The organism is Massilia sp. CMS3.1 (assembly GCF_051262535.1).
GTDB lineage: Bacteria > Pseudomonadota > Gammaproteobacteria > Burkholderiales > Burkholderiaceae_D > Telluria.
This window is the reverse complement of the sequence record NZ_JBIMES010000002.1, coordinates 359,685-377,694: the sequence shown is the minus strand read 5'-3', so window position 1 is coordinate 377,694 and position 18,010 is coordinate 359,685. Positions and strand designations below refer to the sequence as shown.

Sequence of the window (18,010 nt, the reverse complement as noted above, 5' to 3'; positions counted from 1 at the left end):
GGCTCAGCCCGGCAATTGCCCCATCAGAATCAGCGACACCGGCTTGCCGGTCTCCGGGTGCACCGGTTCGCGCAGCGACGTGATACGCAGGCCGCTGTCGATGAACAGCGCGACCCAGCTCGCCAGCGTGCGGAAATACCAGGGCGGGGCATCGGTAAAATCGGTGCTGAAACCGGCCCAGCTGCCTTCGCGCCAGCCATCGGCGTAGGGTGCGTCGCCGCAGGAGACGAGCGGGTGTACCGTCTGCACGATCAGGCTACCGCCCGGGCGCAGGTAAGTGGGCGCAGCGCGCAGCAGGCCGGCCGTGGACTCCTCGCCAATGAGCGAAAAATTGCAGATGGCGACATCGCTCGAGAGCTGCAGTGTGCCGGCGGCGATCTCTTCGTACGACATCACCCGGAAGTCGCCCGCGCTGCCGCTCGATGCCCGCGCCGCCTCGACCAGGCCGGAAATGGCATCGACCCCGACCATGTTTACTTCCGGCAGCGCGCGCACCAGCCAGCCTTCACCGCAGCCGAGGTCGACCCCAATGCGCGGCGTGCAAGAACGCACGGCGTCCACGATCGCCGCATCCGTCACCAGCGCGCGGCTGGCAATCTCCCGGCCGCGCACGGCGGCCACCCACGGGTCGCTGTTGCGCGACCATGATTGAACGATGCGTTCATCGGTCAGCTCGGCCATGCCCTCTCCTTGTCAACCTATCCGTCCTCAGGGACGCAGTTGCCCCTCGCTGTCGCGCAACTCGCTCGGGCCCAGTTTCAGTTTTTCCAGCTGCGGCGCAATCTTCTTGCGCTCGCCCACGGCGACAACCACCAGCTTGCCTGGATCGAGGTAGCGCTTCGCCGCCGCCTGGACGTCGGCCGCCGTGACGGCGGCCAGGCGCGCCGGCAGCTGGCTGTAGTAGTCGAGCGGCAGGCCGAAGACAAACGTCTCGGCCAGGCTGGCACCGATGTCGCTGTTGGTCTCGAAGCGGTTCGGCAGCGACAAGAGTTCCGCATTGCGCGCGCCGGCCAGTTCGTCGGGGTCCAGGGGTTTGTCGACCATGGCCTGGGCTTCCTTGAGCAGCTCGGTCACCGAGGCGCCCGTGACGTTGGCGCGCACGCTGCCGGCGATGATGAAGGGTCCCGGCGTGCGGTCGTATCTGAAACCCGAGTACACGCCATAGGTATAGCCTTTGTCTTCACGCAGGTTCTGGTTGATGCGGCTGGTGAACAGGCCGCCGAAGGCGGCATTCATCACTTCCAGCGCCGGGTAGGAAGGCGTCTTGCGATCGGCGGCGAGCGTCGTCAAGCGCAGTGCTGTCTGGCCCGCGCCCGGCTGGTCGACCAGCACCACGCGCGCTTTCGTCGTGACGGGCGTGCCGGGCACCAGCGGCGGCACCGGGGCGCTCTCCCAAGCGAGGAAGCGCGCCTCGGCCAGGGTTTCCAGTTCGGCGCGCGAAATATCGCCAGACACCACCAGCGCCGCATTGCCCGGCACGTAGTGGCGGCGCCAGAAGCCGTGCAGGTCTTCGCGCGTCACCGCGCGAATCGCCGGTTCGGTGCCCAGCTGGCCGTAGCCATACGGGTGGCGCGGGCCGAACAGGGCGCCGGCGGCGGCCAGTGCCGCGATCAGTTCCGGCTCGTCGCGCTGCTGCATCAGGTCGCCCAGGCGGCTGGCGCGCTGGCGCTCCACTTCCGCGGTCGGGAAGGCCGGGTTCTGCACGACATCGGCCAGCACCTCGAGTGCGGCGCCGAAATTGGCACGCAGCGACAGCAGCGAGACGGCGGACGCCGCGGTGCTGCTGTCGGCGTCCATGAAGGCGCCCAGCTGCGCGATGTCGTCGGCGATGCGCGGCGCGCTGCGCGTGGCTGTGCCTTCGGTAAGCATCTGCGCCGTGAAGCCGGCCAGGCCCGGCAGGGCAGGCGGGTTGGCGTCCGAACCGCTGCGCACGACGAGTTCGGCCGACACCAGCGGCAGCGCCGGATTGTAGTGGTGGATGACGGTCAGGCCGTTGGCCAGTGTGAAGGCGTCGCCTTGCGGCAGCTTCATGCGCGGCGCCGGCCCCGCTTTCGGCATCTGCGCGCGCCAGGCTTCGGCTTCGTTGATGCCGCCCGCGCCATGGCCGGAGCGCGCCTTCGGCGGCTTGGGTGCCGGCGGGTCGGGCGGCAGGTCGGGAATGCCGGGCACGCCGGCGACGACCACGCGCGATTTCTTTTGCAGCCAGGTGCGCGCGGCCTGCTTGACATCGGCGGCGGTGATGTTACGCAAGCGCGCGACGTCCTGCGCCAGGTAGCCGGGGTCGCCCGTGTACTGGTTGTAATGGTTCAGCTGGTCGGCCAGGCCGTCGCCGCCCAGTTTTTCCAGCGAGCTGACGATCGCCGTTTCGATCTGGTTGCGTGCGCGCGCCACTTCCTGTTCGGTCGGTCCATGGTCGCGCAGGGCGGCCAGTTCGGCGTCGATCGCTTCCTCGATTTCGGCCGGCGTGTGGCCGGCACGCGCGGTCACCTCGATCAGGAAAGCCGACGTCAAGGCGCGCGCATCCTGGTTGGCGTCGACGTCCTGGGCGATCTGGCGCCCGTAGACCAGCGATTTGTACAAACGGCTCGACTTGCCGCCGGCGAGAATCTGCGCGGCCACGGCCAGTTCGGCGTCGCCCGGTTGATACGCGGGGGGCGTGAGCCAGCCCATGTACACGCGCGGCAGTTCGACCCGGTCCGGCACCACCAGGCGTTTTTCAAGGGTGATCGGGGGCGTCGTCACCTTCGGGCGCACCACGGCCGGGCCGCGGCGCAGGCTGCCGAAATACTTGGCGACCAGGGCCCGCGTTTTCACCTTGTCGATGTCGCCGGCGATCACGATGCTGGCGTTGTTCGGGCCGTAGTAGCGGGTGAAAAAGTCGCGCACGTCCTCCAGCCTGGCGTTCTGGATGTCGGCGTGCGAGCCGATCACCGAGGCGCGGTACGGGTGCTCAGGCGGGAACAGCGCGTGGTTCAGCGCTTCCTCGACGATCCCGTAGGGTTCGTTCTCGACCGTGTCGCGGCGTTCGTTGCGCACCACGTCCTGCTGGTTGGTGAGCGACTTCTGGTCGAGCACGTCGAGCAGGTAGCCCATGCGGTCGGCGTGCACCCACAGCGCCAGCTCGAGCTGGTTCGAGGGCACGGTGTCGTAGTAATTGGTGCGGTCATAATCCGTGCTGCCGTTGCTGTCGCTGGCGCCGGCGCCTTCCATCAGGCGGTCGGCAAGACCGCGCGGCAGGTGCTTGCTGCCGGCGAACATCATGTGCTCGAACAGGTGGGCAAAGCCAGTCAGGCCCGGCACTTCGTTGGCCGGGCCGACGTGGTACCAGACGTTGACCGCCACCAGGGGCAGGCGCTTGTCTTCGACCAGGATCACCTGCAAGCCGTTGGGGAGCGTGTACTTGTCGAAGGCGATGGTCGGAATGCCGGGCAGGCTGGTGTCAGGCGCCGCGCTTGCGCTGACGGTGCTGCCCCCGCCGCCCTGCGCCCCGGCGCCGTTCAGGGCAGCCATCAGCAGCGATGCGGCAAACAGTGGGCGGGTTTTCATGTGATGCTCCAGAAAAAGAGGTAATGCTGAAATTCAGTGGCAGGCAGCGTTGCCGTGGTCGGGTGGCGAGGCGTTCGGTAACTGAGGTGGGGTCGCTTCCAGGAATTCCCAGTCGTAGCCACCCGCGTACAGGCGCAATCGCAGCACGCCGTTGCGGCTGGCGTCGCGCGTTTCGCTGTTTGCCAGGGGCAGCAGGAAGGGCGTCGGATAGGCGCCGCCGGTGCCGGCCACGAACTGGCGCGGGCCCTGCGGATCGAACTTTCCGTGTGCATCCTGGGGCGCGAAGCGCTCGTAATCGTGGTCGTGGCCCGACAGGACCAGCTCGGCGCCGGCTTCCCGCAGCAGCGCCCAGGCCGCGCGCATTGCCGGCACGCTGCCGTGGCCGCCCGAACTGTACAGCGGATGGTGCCAGAATGCCAGCGTGCAGGGCGGCGTGGCGCCTGGAGCGGCAAGGGCATCGCGTGCCAGTTCTTCTTTCAGCCAGGCCAGCTGCCTGGCCTGCGCGGCGCCCGCCAGATTGCTGTCGAGCGAATAAATGCGCCAAGCACCCAACTGCAGGCTGTAATGGCCACGGCCGGCACGCGCGCCGAAGTAGGCGAAATAAGGCGCCGCGTCCTTTGTATAGTATTCATGGTTGCCGGGAGAGGGCCAGGTGCGCTCCTTGAAGCGGCCCCAGGTAGGCCCATAGCACTGTGCGAATTCAGCAGCCGTGCCGCGCGGATAGGTGTGGTCGCCCAGGGTCAGCACGACGGCATCCGGGTCCGCTGCCAGGCCCGCCGCCACCACGGCGGCCGTGTCGGCGGCGCCCGACCAGCGCGGGTCGGGGTGGCTGCAACGGGCGATGTCGCCGACGGCGTACACGGTCTGGACCCCGGCCGCGGTGTTCGGAGAGGCGTCGCCGGCTGCATGGGCTGATCCCATCGCGCCGCCCAGCGCACAGCCGAGCAGCAGCGCGGCGCGCGGTGCCCTGGCAGGGCGCACTATGCGCGCCTCGCTATTCAATAAAACGCAGCAGGCCGCGCAGCGCATGCGCCACGCTCTGCTCGCGCACAGCCTGGCGGTCGCCCTGGAACACGAGGCGCTCGGTGTGGGTCGTGTCGCCGCGCGCCCAGCCGAAGCAGACGGTGCCGACCGGTTTGCCCGGCACCGCGCCGGTCGGGCCGGCGATGCCGGTGGTCGAGACGGTGACGTCGGCGTTGCTGTTGGCCAGCGCGCCCTCGGCCATTGCACCCGCGACTTCTTCGCTGACCGATCCGAACTGGGCCATCAGCGCCGGCGACACGTCGAGCATCTCGGCTTTCGAGGAATTCGAATAGGTCACGAACCCGCATTCGAACCAGCCGGTCGAGCCGGCGATTTCCGTGACGGCCTGCGAGACGCCGCCGCCGGTACAGGATTCGGCCGTCGCCAGCACCAGGCGTTTGGCCTGCAGTGCCATGCCCACTTTCGTTGCAAGATCGATCAACTCGTTCGTCACGTGCAGCTCCTTCAGGTAGCGCCGGGCGCACCCGGCGGCGGCGACAGCGGGTGGTCGCGCATGGTTCATTCTAGCGCGACGAGGCTTGGACGGGTGTGGCAAACTTGCTGCGCTCCGGACGCGCGCTACCCAAAGACCACGTGAGCGGGTAGAGTAAGTTCGATAAGTTCGTTAATAAATGTCCCGTGCGACACGACGACAATCCGGCCTGCTATTCTGCATCGCGGCGGTTTTCCGCCGCGTTTCTTTTTTTCAACAGACATCTCATGCCGCATGCATTTTTGACGTGCTCCCGGGTAGGGTCGGTCCGAGCGGCCTCAAAATCAGCGCGCGCCTGCTGGCGGTCGCCTTGCGCGTGACGGGGGCCTCGTGACCCGGCACTCCTCGATCCGCAAGAAGCTGGTGCTGGTCGTGATGGCCACCACCCTCGCCGCGCTGCTGGTGTCGGTCGGCCTGATCATCACCTACGACCTGCGCACTTACCAGCGCTCGCTGGTGAACGACTTGTCGACCCAGGCCGAACTGGTCGGGCACATGACCTCGGCCGCGCTGGCCTTCGACGACCCGCGCCTGGCGGGCGAAAACCTGGCGCTGCTGCGCACCCGGCCGATAGTCGGGGCGGCCGCGATTTTCGACGAGAACGGCCGCCTGTTCGCTTCCTATTCGGCGCGCGGGAAACCGGCGGTCTTCCCGCCACGGCCGCAAAGCGCCGGCGCGCGTACCGAGGGCGCGTCGCTCGTGGTGTTTCGCCCGATCGTTGAAAACGGCGAGACCATCGGCACGGTCTGGCTGCACGCCGAGAACCGGATGCTGGCGCGCACGCTCGACTATCTGGCCATTGCGCTTGGGGTGATGCTGCTGGCAATGGGCACGGCCTACCTCCTGATGCGCAGAATGGGACGCGTCATCACGGCGCCGATCGTCGCCGTCACCGAGATTGCGCGCGACGTCGTCGCCACCCGCGACTATTCGCGGCGCGCGCCGCGCGTCGGCAACGACGAGGCGGCCGAGCTGGCCGACTCGTTCAACGCGATGCTGACCGAGATCGAGCAGCGCACGCGCGAACTGGAAGACTCGAACGGCGAAATCGTGCGCGAAGCGCAAGAGCGCTCGCGCGCCCAGCAGGAAGTGATGCGCCTGAACGAGCAGCTCGAGCACCGCGTCGACGAACGCACGCTGCAGCTGGCGCTGGCGAACGCCGAGCTGGCCAACGCCATCGATGAGGCGCGCAAGGCGAACCAGGCGAAATCGGCCTTCCTGTCCTCGATGAGCCACGAGCTGCGCACGCCGCTCAACGCGATTCTCGGATTTGCCCAGATCCTGACGTCGCAGGCGCTGCCGACGACCGACGCGCAGAAGAAGGAATTCGCGAATCACATTTTGAAGTCGGGACGCCACCTGCTCACGCTGATCAACGAAATTCTCGACCTGGCGAAAGTCGAGTCGGGGACGATCACGCTGTCGATGGAGCCGGTCGGGCTGGGCGAGATCCTGGGCGAATGCCAGGGCATGATCGAACCGCTGGCGGCGGCGCGCGGCATCCGCGTGCTGTTCCCGCAGCAGGTCGACGCGGTGCTGATGGCCGACCGCACGCGCCTCAAGCAGGTGCTGATCAATCTCTTGTCGAATGCGATCAAGTACAACCGCGATGCCGGCGCCGTGGTGCTCGACTGCGTACAGGCGGGTCCCGAGCGCCTGCGCATCTCGGTGCAGGACACCGGCATGGGCCTGCGTGCCGACCAGGTGGAGAACCTGTTCCAACCGTTCAACCGGCTCGGCCAGGAAGCCGGCGCCCAGGAGGGGACCGGCATCGGCCTGGTCGTCACGCGGCGCCTGGTCGAACTGATGAACGGGACCATCGCCATGAGCAGCAGTCCCGGTGTCGGCAGCGTGTTTACGATCGAGCTGGGCACCACGGCGCCGCTGCCCTCGAGCGCCGGCGCCGGCATCGTGCCCGAGGCGGTCGAAGCGACGAGCGCGGAGGGCGCGCCCCACCTGCTGCTGTATGTCGAGGACAATCCGGCCAACCTGAAACTGGTGGAGGAAATCGTGCGCTTTCGCTCCGACCTGCGCCTGCTTGCCGCCGGCGACGGCCCGCTCGGCCTGTCCCTGGCGCGCGCGCATCGCCCCGAGATCATCCTGATGGACCTGAACCTGCACGGCATGAGCGGGCTGGAGGTACTGGCGCAGCTCCAGCGCGAGCCGGCCACGCGCGACATTCCGGTGATCGCGCTGACGGCCAATGCGATGGCGAGCGACATCGAGCGCGGCATCGCGGCCGGGTTCTTCCGTTATCTCACCAAGCCGATCGACATCGACCAGTTCAACGAGGCGATCGACACCACGCTGGCGCACCTGCGTGCGCCCAAGGGCGCCGGAGGGGCCGCGCCATGATCACGCCGGCCGATGTGCGCCGCGCGCGCGTGCTGGTGGTGGACGACCAGCCGGTCAACGTGCAGCTGCTGGAATACCTCCTGAAAACCACGGGCTACGAGAACGTGCACAGCACGACCGACCCGCGCCAGGTGGTGTCGCTGCACCTGAAATTCCGCTTCGATCTGATCATTCTCGACCTGCACATGCCGCACATGGACGGCTTCCAGGTGATGGAGGCGTTAAAACCGCTGGAGAGCGAATCCTGGCTGCCGGTGCTGGTGGTGACGGCCGAACCGGACAAGAAGCTGGCCGCGCTGGAAGCGGGCGCGCGCGATTTCCTGGGTAAACCGTTCGACACGGTCGAGGTCATGACGCGCATCCGCAACCTGCTGGAGGTGCGCCTGATGCACCGCGAGTCGCGCGAATACGGTGCGCGCCTGGAACGCACTGTGCGCGAACGCACCGCGGCGCTGGGGCGTTTTCGCAGCGCCATGGACGCCACCACCGACGGCATCTTCCTCATCGACGTGGCCAGCCTGGCGCTGGTCGATGTCAGCGACGGCGCCTGCCGCATGCTCGGCTTTTCGCGCGAGGCGCTCCTGCGCATCGATCCGGTGGCGCTGGGCCTGACCACCGGCGCCCAGCTGGAACGGCACTTGGCCACGAATGGCGCGGCGCACGAGGCCGACATCGCCGAGACCGAGCTGCTGCGCGCCGGCGGCGAAGGCGCAGTGCCGGTCGAGATCAGCTGGCAGTGGCAGGAGGCCGGTTCGAGCAAGTTATTGATTGCCGTGGCGCGCGACATCAGCGAACGCCTGCAGACGCAGCAGCACTTGCGGCACCTGGCCAGCTTCGACGCGCTGACCGGCCTGCCGAATCGCACGCTGTTTTTCCAGCACCTGCGCGAGACGATCGAGCTGGCGCAGGACAAGGCCTGGCGCGTGGCGGTGCTGTTCATCACGCTCGACCGCTTCAAGATCGTCAACGATTCGCTCGGCCCGAAGCTGGGCGACGAGCTGCTGCGCCAGTTCAGCGACCGGCTGGTGCGCGTGCGCGAGCAGCGCGGCGCGGTCGGGCGCCTCGGGGGCGACGAGTTCGCCGTCATCCTCAGCATGACGCGCGAGCAGCAGGAAGGGGCGGCGCACCTGGCTAATGAGATCCGCGAGGCCTTGCGCGCGCCCTTCGACCTTGAAGGCCAGCAGGCGGGCATGACCGCCAGCATCGGCATCGCCATGTATCCGGACGACGCGGTCGAGCCAGGCACGCTGGTGAAATATGCCGACACCGCGATGGTGCGCGCCAAGGAGGCGGGGCGCGACGGCTACCGCTTCTTCACCGCCGGCATGAACGTGCAGGTGCTGGCCCGCCTTGACCTCGAGGTGGCGCTGCGCGGCGCGCGCGAGGGGCATCAGTTCGTGCTGCACTACCAGCCGAAACTCGAACTCTCGACCGGCCGCGTGTGCGGGGTGGAGGCGCTGCTGCGCTGGCACCGGCCCGGCCACGGCCTGGTGTATCCGGCCGAATTCGTGCCGGTGCTGGAAGAAACCGGGATGGTGGTGCGCATCGGCGACTGGATCATCGACGAGGCGTGCCGCCAGATCGCCGAGTGGAACGACCACAGCGTGCGCGACCTGCGGGTGGCGGTCAACGTGTCGAGCCGCCAGTTCGTCGAGGGCGACCTGGAGGGCGTGGTGCGCGCGGCGATCGGACGCCACGGCATCGAGCCGGGCATGCTGGAACTTGAACTGACCGAAAGCGCGCTGATGACGAACGCCGAGCGCACCATCGAGGTGCTCGAAGGGCTGAAAGCGCTCGGCATCCGCATCGCGATCGACGACTTCGGCACCGGCTATTCGAGCCTGGCCTACCTGAAGCGCTTCCCGATCGACAAACTCAAGATCGACATCGCATTCGTGCGCGACATCGTCACCAGTCCCGACGACGCGGCGATCGCGCTGGCGATCATCAGCATGGCGCACAGCCTGCACATGCAGGTGATCGCCGAAGGCGTCGAGACGCGCGCCCAGATGGCTTTCCTGCGCCGCCACCGCTGCGACGAGATCCAGGGTTTTCACTTTTCGCGCGCGCTGCCGCCGGCGCAGCTGGCCCAGCTGGTGCGCAGGAACCGCGAGACGCCGGACCGCCCGAGCGCCGACGACAGCAATGTGCAGACGATCCTGGTGGTCGACGCAGACGTCAACACGCTCAGTGCGCTGCACCGGCTGCTACGGCGCGACAATTACCGCGTGCTGACCGCGGCAACGCCGACCGACGCGTTTGCATTGCTGGCGCTGTACCGGGTGCAGGTCGTGATGTGCGACCAGCGCGTGCCTACCATGAGCGGCACCGACTTCCTCAGCAAGGTCAAGGAGATGTATCCGGACACGATGCGAATCATCTTGTCCGGCCCCACCGGCGTGCAGACCGTGCTCGACTCGATCAACCGCGGTGCGATCTACAAGTTTTATACTAAGCCGTGGATCGATACCGAACTGCGCGAGAACGTGCGGCAGGCGTTCCGGCACTACTGGATGGAGCATGGGCCGTATGATGACCGCAAGGAGGAGCGGATGGGTCAGGGAACCATCATTCGCCAGTAAAATGATCCCATCCCTGCACATCCATCTCCACCGGCTCGCCCGCCGCATCGACCAGCCGTAAGCCCGGCTGTGCATCGATCGTCCCCACGCGCGTGACCGGCGTGCCGGCCGATCCCGCCGCCGCCAGCACGGCCGCACGGTCGGCCGCCGCGGCCGTGAAGCACAACTCGTAATCGTCGCCGCCGGCGAGGGTAAAACGGCGCCGCAGCGCGAGCGGCTGCTGCGCCAGCGCCGGGCCGGCCGGCAGCGCGTCGATGTCCAGGGTGGCGCCCACTTTCGAGGCGTCCAGGATGTGCCGGAGGTCGCCTGCCAGCCCGTCCGAAATGTCGAGCGCAGCATGCGCGATCGGCAGCGCGGCCAGCGCGCGTCCGAGTTCGACGCGCGGCGTCGGCAGGTGCATGCGCGGCGCGGCCAGTGCCAGCGCCCCGGCATCGAGCGCGATTTCCTTCCAGTAGCCAGCCAGCGCCAGGCGCGCGTCGCCCAGGGTGCCCGAGATCCAGATGTCGTGCCCCGCGCGCGCGGCAGCGCGCCGCAATGCGTGGCCGGGCGCGATCTCGCCGAACACGGTGATGCAGATCGCCAGCGGCCCGCGCGTGGTGTCGCCGCCGATCAGTTCGCAGTCGTGCAGGTCGGCCAAGGCGAACATCCCGTTTGAAAACGCTTCGAGCCATTCCGGGTCGGCGCCCGGCAGGGACAGGGCCAGCGTGAAGCCGACGGGTTTCGCACCCATCGCCGCCAGGTCCGACAGGTTCACGGCCAGGCTTTTATGGCCCAGCATGCCGGCGTCGGCGCCGGCGAAGAAATGGCGCCCTTCGATCAGCAGGTCGGTGGAAATCGCTGTATGCATGCCAGGGGTCGGGGCCAGCAGGGCGCAGTCGTCGCCGATGCCGAGGATTGCATGGCCGGCGCGGGCGCGGCGGAAGTATTGTTTGATGAGGTCGAATTCGGAAAGCATGGGCCAATTCTACCGTCCGGCGCCGCCGCGTGCGGCTGCGCAGGCTGCGCACCGATGTGAATTTATCGGTTTTGCTTATAAAGTAGCTCATCGTATAAGCAAAACTTATCGACTCCTCAGGCGTGGAAAATACGTAGCCGACTGCAATAGCCATTCTGATAAAATTGGAGGCTCCCCTCTAAGTTTCAGGAAGGCTGCATAGCATGGACTCATCGGACAAAAAAGAAGAACTGCGCCAACAACTGCGTGCTGCAGCGCTCGAGTACCACGAGTTTCCCCGTCCTGGCAAGATCAGCGTCACCCCGATCAAGGGCTTGCTCAATCAGCGCGACCTCGCCCTGGCGTACTCGCCGGGCGTCGCGGCCCCATGCGAAGAGATCGTCAAGGACCCGGCGGCATCGTTCAGATACACGTCGCGCGGCAACCTGGTGGCGGTGATCTCGAACGGTACCGCCGTGCTGGGCCTGGGTAACATCGGTCCGCTGGCCTCCAAGCCAGTGATGGAAGGCAAGGGCGTACTCTTCAAAAAATTCGCCGCGATCGACGTCTTCGACATTGAAATCGCCGAAAACGACCCCGACAAGCTGGTCGATATCATCGCCTCGCTCGAACCGACCTTTGGCGGCGTGAACCTGGAAGACATCAAGGCGCCCGAGTGCTTCTACATCGAGCGCAAACTGCGCGAGCGCATGAAGATCCCGGTCTTCCACGACGACCAGCACGGCACCGCGATCATCGTCGGCGCCGCCATCCTGAACGGCCTGAAGGTCGTCGACAAGGACATCACCAACTGCAAACTGGTCGTCTCCGGCGCCGGCGCGGCGGCCCTGGCCTGCCTCGACCTGATCGTCGATCTGGGCTTCCCGATCGAGAACATTTTTGTGACCGACCTGGCCGGTGTTGTTTATAAAGGTCGTCTTGAATTGATGGACCCGGACAAGGAACGCTTCGCGCAAGAGACGACGCACCGCACCCTGTCCGACATCATTCCCGGCGCCGACATCTTCCTCGGCCTGTCGGCGGGCGGCGTGCTGAAGCCCGACATGGTCGCCGCGATGGGACCGAATCCGATCATCCTGGCGCTGGCCAACCCGAATCCTGAAATCCTGCCGGAAGACGCGAAAGCCGTGCGCGCCGATATCATCATGGCCACCGGCCGTTCGGACTATCCGAACCAGGTGAATAACGTCCTGTGCTTCCCGTACATCTTCCGTGGCGCGCTCGATTGCGGCGCGACGACCATCACGCGCGCAATGGAAATCGCGGTCGTGCACGCGATCGCCGACCTGGCCCACGCCGAACAGTCCGATGTGGTCGCGACGACCTACGGCATCAACAACCTGTCCTTCGGCCCGGAATACCTGATCCCGATGCCGTTCGACCCGCGCCTCCTGACCCATATCGCGCCGGCGGTGGCGAAGGCCGCGATGGACGGCGGCGTTGCCGCCCGTCCGATCGCGGACCTGGAAGCCTACGCCGAAAGCCTGCAGCAGATCGTGTACCGCAGCGGCTCGTTCATGAAGCCGCTGTTCCAGGTCGCCAAGGCCACCCCGCCGGAACTCAAGCGCATCGTCTACGCCGAAGGCGAGGACGAGCGCGTGCTGCGCGCGGTGCAGGTGGTGGTCGACGAGCGGCTGGCGCGCCCGATCCTGGTCGGCCGCCCGGCGGTACTCGAGCAGCGCATCGAGAAGTTCGGCCTGCGCCTCAAATTGGGCGTGCATTTCGACGTCATCAACCCCGACTTCGACGAGCGTTACCGCGACTACTGGCAAACTTACCACCAGATGGTGATGCGCAAGGGCGTGACCGCGGACATGGCCAAGCTGGCGATGCGCCGCCGCCATACGCTGATCGGCGCGATGATGATCCACAAGGGCGACGCCGACGGCATGATCTGCGGCACCTACGGCACCACCTGGACGCACCTGGACTTCATCGACAAGGTGCTGGGCCGGCGCGCGGGCACCAACGTGTATGCCGCGATGAACTTCATCATCACCGAGGAACGCCAGCTGGCCATGGTCGACACCCACGTCAACGAGAACCCGACGGCCGAAGAGCTGGCCGAGATCACGATCATGGCGGCAGAGGAACTCGAGCGTTTCGGCATCACCCCACGCGTGGGGCTGCTGTCGCATTCGAATTTCGGCACGTCCGACAGCGAGTCGGCGCGCAAGATGCGCGCCACGCTGGCGCTGGTGCGGCAGAAGGCACCGAACCTGGAGATCGACGGCGAGATGCATGCCGACGCGGCGCTCGATTCGAAGCTGCGCGCCAAGATCATGCCGCAGTCGACCCTCAAGGGCGACGCCAACATGGTGGTGATGCCGAACATCGAGTCGGCCAATATCGCCTACAACCTGCTCAAGACGGCGGCCGGCAACGGTATCGCGGTTGGCCCGGTGCTGCTTGGCTGCGCGAAGCCGGTGCACATCCTGACGCCGTCGGCCACGGTGCGCCGGATCGTTAATATGACGGCAATGTGCGTGGTCGATGCGGTGTCGAACCGTTGAGATTAGGCAGTGCAGGCCTCCCGAAAGTTCGGGCTGCCTGACGCTTTCTTGCGATGGACCGACAGGCGAGCGTGCTCGCCTGTTTTTTTTGGATGGGACGAGTAACAATCCGTAAGCGCCTGCCTGGCGGCGCTGTGTTTCGGCGCACAATGCGCTGCCCTGCGGCCTGTTGTTATGCAGTACTGCTGCACCTGTACGGTGCAAGCGGCTCTGCTACAATGTGCGGTTGTCAGAAACGTATTCGCCGCGTACGCACTCATCCGGAATTCATATCATGCAGAAAACAACTAAACGAGCCGTTATCACCGGCATTACCGGCCAGGACGGCGCCTATTTGGCCGAATTGTTGCTGGAAAAAGGTTATCACGTCACCGGTACCTTCCGCCGTGCCAGCTCCACCAATTTCTGGCGTATCGAGGAACTCGGCATCCAGGCGCACCCGAACCTGGCGCTGGTCGAATACGACCTGACCGACCTGGCATCGAGCCTGCGCCTGATCCAGAACGCGGAACCGGATGAGGTCTATAACCTCGCAGCGCAAAGTTTCGTCGGCGTGTCCTTCGACCAGCCTCTGACAACCGCGTCGATTACCGGCCTGGGGGCCGTCAACCTGCTCGAGGCGATTCGTGTGGTCAACCCGAAGATCCGCTTCTACCAGGCGTCGACCTCGGAAATGTTCGGCAAGGTGCAGGCCATTCCGCAGGTCGAGGACACCCCGTTCTATCCGCGCAGTCCGTACGGCGTGGCCAAGCTGTACGCGCACTGGATGACGATCAACTACCGCGAGAGCTACGGCATCTTCGGTTCCTCGGGCATCCTGTTCAACCACGAGTCGCCACTGCGCGGCCGTGAGTTCGTCACGCGCAAGATCACCGATTCGGTGGCGAAAATCGTCCTGAACAAGCTCGACGTGCTGGAACTGGGCAACCTCGACGCCAAGCGCGACTGGGGCTTTGCCAAGGAATACGTCGAAGGCATGTGGCGCATGCTGCAGGCCGACCAGCCCGACACCTATGTGCTTGCTACCAACCGCACCGAGACCGTGCGCGATTTCGTCACGATGGCATTCAAGGCCGCCGATATCGCGATCGAGTGGAGCGGCAGCGGCGAGAATGAAACCGGCCAGTGCGCCAAGACCGGCAAGACCCTGGTGCGCATTTCGCCGAAGTTCTACCGTCCGGCCGAAGTCGAACTCCTGATCGGCGATCCGGCCAAGGCCAAGCGCGAGCTGGGCTGGGAGCCGAAGACGACTTTGGAAGAGCTGTGCCAGATGATGGTCGAGGCCGACCTGCGCCGCAACGAGCAGGGCTTTTCGTTCTGATATGAGTATCGCCATGGCAGATCCGCAGCAGGGCGCCGGCCCGCGCGAGGGCGAGGGCAAGCGCGCCCTGATCACCGGCCTGCGCGGCTTTACCGGGTATTACGTGGCGCGCGAACTCGAAGCGGCAGGGTACCGGGTGTTCGGCACCGTCATGCCGGGCAAGGACCTTGGTGAGGATGTGCTGCCGGTCGACCTGTGCGACCGCACAGCCGTCGCCGCGATGGTCGAGCAGGTGCAGCCGGACGTCGTGGTGCACCTGGCCGGCATCGCTTTCGTGGCCCACAGCGACGTCGAACAGATCTACCGTGTCAATGTGGTCGGCACGCGCAACTTGCTTGAGGCATTGGCCGCAGTTCGTCACCGGGCGTCAGCCGTGCTGTTGGCCTCGTCGGCCAACATCTATGGCAATGCCAGCGTGCCTGTCATCAGTGAAGACGTGGTGCCTGCGCCGGCCAACGATTACGCCGTCAGCAAGCTGGCGATGGAGTACATGGCGCGCCTGTGGATGGAGAAGCTGCCGATCATCATCGTGCGCCCGTTTAATTACACGGGCCAGGGCCAGGGCGACAATTTCCTGCTGCCGAAGATCGTCTCGCATTTCCGCCGCCGCGAGCCCCGCATCGAACTGGGCAATCTGGCGATCGCACGCGACTTTTCCGATGTGCGCATGGTGGCGCGCAGCTACCGCAGGCTGCTGGCAGCCGCGCCGAGCGGGGAAGCATTCAATATCTGTTCGGGCCGCAGTAATTCGCTGGAGCAAGTGATCGACATGGTGTCCGAGATCGCCGGTTACCGCATCCAGGTCGAAGTCAATCCCGCCTTCGTGCGCGCCAATGACGTGCTGACGCTCACTGGCAGCAACGCCAAGCTGGCGAGCGTGATCGGGCCGATCGAGCCGTTGCCGCTGTTTGACACCCTGCACTGGATGTACCAGGGGTGAGCATGCATCGGTTGACCGTGGGCCTGGGGACGACCACGATCGAACCCGGGCCTACCGGCGGCCACGTCGATGGCATCGGCGTGTACACCCGCGCGCTGCTGTCGCACCTGCCGCAAGCCGGATGCACCGTCGCACCGTATTCCTGGCCGCATGGCGCCGACCCGACCGTGGTCGGCCAGGCGCTGCCGCATTCGTTCGGGCGCGCCACCCTGGCTGATCTGGCCACGCCGCCGTGGCATCGGCTCCCCATGCCGGTCGACCTGTTCCACGCCACCGACTACCGGATCGTCCGCATGGCGTGTCCGGTCGTGGCCACCTTGCACGATGCATTGCCGATCAAATATCCCGAATGGTGCAATCCGCGCATGCGCCGCCTCAAGAATTGGCTGCAACGCAAGGCCGCCCGCAAGGCCGACCATGTGATCGCGGTGTCGCACTTTGCTGTCGATGAGCTGGTCGAGTGTTTCGGGATCGACCCGCAGCGTGTGTCGGTGGTCCACAACGGCGTCGACGACAGCTGGCTCGACGCTCCCGAGCCGCAAGCGATGGCTGCCACACTGGCGCAGTATGGCCTGCAACCAGGCTATTTTCTGTTTGTCGGTACTTTGCAGCCGCGCAAGAATGTCGAGGGTCTGCTCGCCGCCTGGCTGCGCCTGCCGCGGGCCGTGCGCTGCGAACGTGCGCTGGTGCTCGTGGGCGCTGCCGGTTGGCGGTGCGAAACACTGCTGCGCCGGATCGACGCGGCACGCGCGAATGGCGAAAACATCATCTGGCTCGACAAGCTCGGCGGCGCAGAAGCGCTGCGCCACGTGTATGCCGGCGCCGGCGTATTCGCCTTCCCCTCCCTGTACGAGGGTTTCGGCATTCCGCTGCTCGAGGCATTCGCCTCAGGCGTGCCGGTCGTGACCTCGAACACCAGTTCGCTCCCTGAAGTGAGCCAGGGGGCTGCGCTGGAAGTCGATCCGCTCGATGAGGGTGCGCTTGCCGACGCCATGCTGGCGCTGACGCGCGACGCATCGCTGCGCACGCGCTGCATCGACGCCGGGCGAGTCCGCGCCGCCGCCATGACCTGGCGCGCCACCGCGCATGCCACCGCCTCCGTCTACCGCACGCTCCTGGCGCGGTAACCTTTCCGCTTTCCGATACCTATGCGCGTTCTTCATTTCTACAAGACCTATTATCCCGACAGCGTCGGCGGTATCGAGCAGGTCATCCGCCAGATGTGCGTCGGCACCGGCCGCCTCGGCGTGACCAACACGGTGCTGTCGCTGTCGCGCGAAAAAAACCTGGTGCCGATCGCCTTCGAGGGCCATACCGTGCACCGCGTCCCGCTCGACTTCGAGCTGGCCTCGAATGCCTGCTCGGTGGCGTCCCTCGGCGCCTTGGCGCGCCTGTCGAAGGACGCCGACGTCGTGCACTATCACTTCCCGTGGCCCTTCATGGACCTGGCCCATTTCATCGCGCGCGTGAAGAAGCCGACGGTGGTGACCTACCACTCCGACATCGTGCGCCAGAAAAATCTGCTGCGCCTGTACCAGCCGCTGAAGCAGCGTTTCCTGCGCAGCGTCGACGCCATCGTCGCGACCTCGCCCAACTACATGGAATCGTCCCCGGTCCTGGGACGCTACCGCGACAAGACCCGCATCATCACCTACGGCCTGGACCGGACCACCTATCCGCAGCCCGACCCGGCGCGTCTGTCGCACTGGCGCAAGCGGATCGGCCCGAAGTTCTTCCTGTTCGTCGGCGTGCTGCGCTATTACAAGGGCCTGCACGTGCTGCTCGAGGCCGTGGCCGGAACCGATTACCCGGTCGTCATTGTCGGGGCGGGCCCGGAAGAAGCGGCATTGAAAGCGAAGGCGCGCAGCCTGGGCCTCGACAATGTCGTTTTTGTCGGCGCAGTCGGCGAGGAAGACAAGGTCGCCTTGCTGACCCTGTGCTACGCGCTGGCCTTCCCCTCGCACCTGCGCTCGGAAGCCTTCGGCATTTCGCTGCTGGAAGGGGCGATGTACGGCAAGCCGATGATCTCGTGCGACATCGGCAGCGGCACCACGTATATCAACATCGATGGCGAGACCGGGCTGGTGACGCCACCGGCCGATCCGCAGGCATTGCGCGCGGCGATGCGCACGCTATGGGACAACCCGGCGATGGCGCGCGACATGGGCGCGCGTGCCGCGGCGCGCTTCGAGGAAGTGTTTACGGCCGAGCAGATGGCGGCCAGTTATGGCGCTTTATACCGCGAAGTCGTGGCGCGTCGCGCCTGAGCCCTTTGTCAGGCG

12 protein-coding genes are annotated in these 18,010 nt (G+C 66.2%); 7 read left to right on the top strand and 5 right to left on the bottom strand.

Going from position 1 to position 18,010, the window contains the following annotated elements; all coding sequences use genetic code 11:
• Positions 1-3: 3 nt before the first annotated feature.
• Genes ACHAC9_RS05370 through ACHAC9_RS05355 form a run of 4 tightly spaced genes read right to left on the bottom strand, consistent with a single transcriptional unit; the run spans position 4 to position 5,023 of the window.
• Positions 4-681, bottom strand: a complete 678-nt coding sequence (locus ACHAC9_RS05370; RefSeq protein ID WP_435757879.1) for a class I SAM-dependent methyltransferase — start codon at positions 679-681, stop codon at positions 4-6.
• Positions 682-708: 27 nt separating this feature from the next.
• Positions 709-3,546 (bottom strand): M16 family metallopeptidase, encoded by a 2,838-nt coding sequence (locus ACHAC9_RS05365; protein ID WP_435757877.1) that lies wholly within the window; start codon positions 3,544-3,546, stop codon positions 709-711.
• A 33-nt stretch (positions 3,547-3,579) separates the two neighbouring features.
• Positions 3,580-4,527 (bottom strand): metallophosphoesterase family protein, encoded by a 948-nt coding sequence (locus ACHAC9_RS05360; RefSeq protein ID WP_435757875.1) that lies wholly within the window; start codon positions 4,525-4,527, stop codon positions 3,580-3,582.
• Positions 4,528-4,540: 13 nt separating this feature from the next.
• On the bottom strand, positions 4,541-5,023 hold the full coding sequence (locus ACHAC9_RS05355; RefSeq protein WP_435758097.1) for a CinA family protein: 483 nt from the start codon (positions 5,021-5,023) through the stop codon (positions 4,541-4,543).
• A gap of 369 nt (positions 5,024-5,392) precedes the next feature.
• Between ACHAC9_RS05355 and ACHAC9_RS05350 the strand changes: the two genes are divergently transcribed.
• Entirely contained in the window at positions 5,393-7,417 is a 2,025-nt protein-coding gene (locus tag ACHAC9_RS05350) for an ATP-binding protein (RefSeq protein WP_435757873.1), read from the top strand.
• Entirely contained in the window at positions 7,414-9,999 is a 2,586-nt protein-coding gene (locus ACHAC9_RS05345; protein ID WP_435757871.1) for an EAL domain-containing protein, read from the top strand. Before ACHAC9_RS05350 ends, ACHAC9_RS05345 begins: the two co-directional genes overlap by 4 nt.
• Here the strand turns inward: ACHAC9_RS05345 and thiL are convergent.
• Positions 9,986-10,954 (bottom strand): thiamine-phosphate kinase, encoded by a 969-nt coding sequence (thiL, locus tag ACHAC9_RS05340; protein WP_435757869.1) that lies wholly within the window; start codon positions 10,952-10,954, stop codon positions 9,986-9,988. The genes ACHAC9_RS05345 and thiL overlap by 14 nt on opposite strands.
• A 203-nt stretch (positions 10,955-11,157) precedes the next feature.
• Here thiL and ACHAC9_RS05335 point away from each other — a divergent pair, with 203 nt between their 5' ends.
• From ACHAC9_RS05335 to ACHAC9_RS05315, 5 genes are all read left to right on the top strand, one after another.
• Positions 11,158-13,467, top strand: coding sequence for an NADP-dependent malic enzyme (locus ACHAC9_RS05335; protein WP_435757868.1), 2,310 nt, complete (start codon positions 11,158-11,160; stop codon positions 13,465-13,467).
• A gap of 274 nt (positions 13,468-13,741) precedes the next feature.
• Positions 13,742-14,788: a GDP-mannose 4,6-dehydratase gene (gene gmd, locus ACHAC9_RS05330; protein ID WP_435757866.1), complete on the top strand. Its 1,047-nt coding sequence runs from the start codon at positions 13,742-13,744 to the stop codon at positions 14,786-14,788.
• Positions 14,789-14,801: 13 nt separating this feature from the next.
• A complete protein-coding gene (locus ACHAC9_RS05325; RefSeq protein ID WP_435757864.1) occupies positions 14,802-15,728 on the top strand; it encodes an NAD-dependent epimerase/dehydratase family protein in 927 nt (308 codons plus the stop codon).
• A gap of 2 nt (positions 15,729-15,730) precedes the next feature.
• The gene (locus tag ACHAC9_RS05320) at positions 15,731-16,855 is read left to right on the top strand and encodes a glycosyltransferase family 4 protein (protein ID WP_435757862.1); all 1,125 of its coding nucleotides are present in this window, start codon (positions 15,731-15,733) and stop codon (positions 16,853-16,855) included.
• A gap of 21 nt (positions 16,856-16,876) precedes the next feature.
• Positions 16,877-17,995 carry a glycosyltransferase family 4 protein gene (locus ACHAC9_RS05315; RefSeq protein WP_435757860.1) on the top strand — a complete coding sequence of 373 codons (1,119 nt, stop codon included), beginning with the start codon at positions 16,877-16,879 and terminating at the stop codon, positions 17,993-17,995.
• The last annotated feature ends 15 nt before the right edge of the window (positions 17,996-18,010 follow it).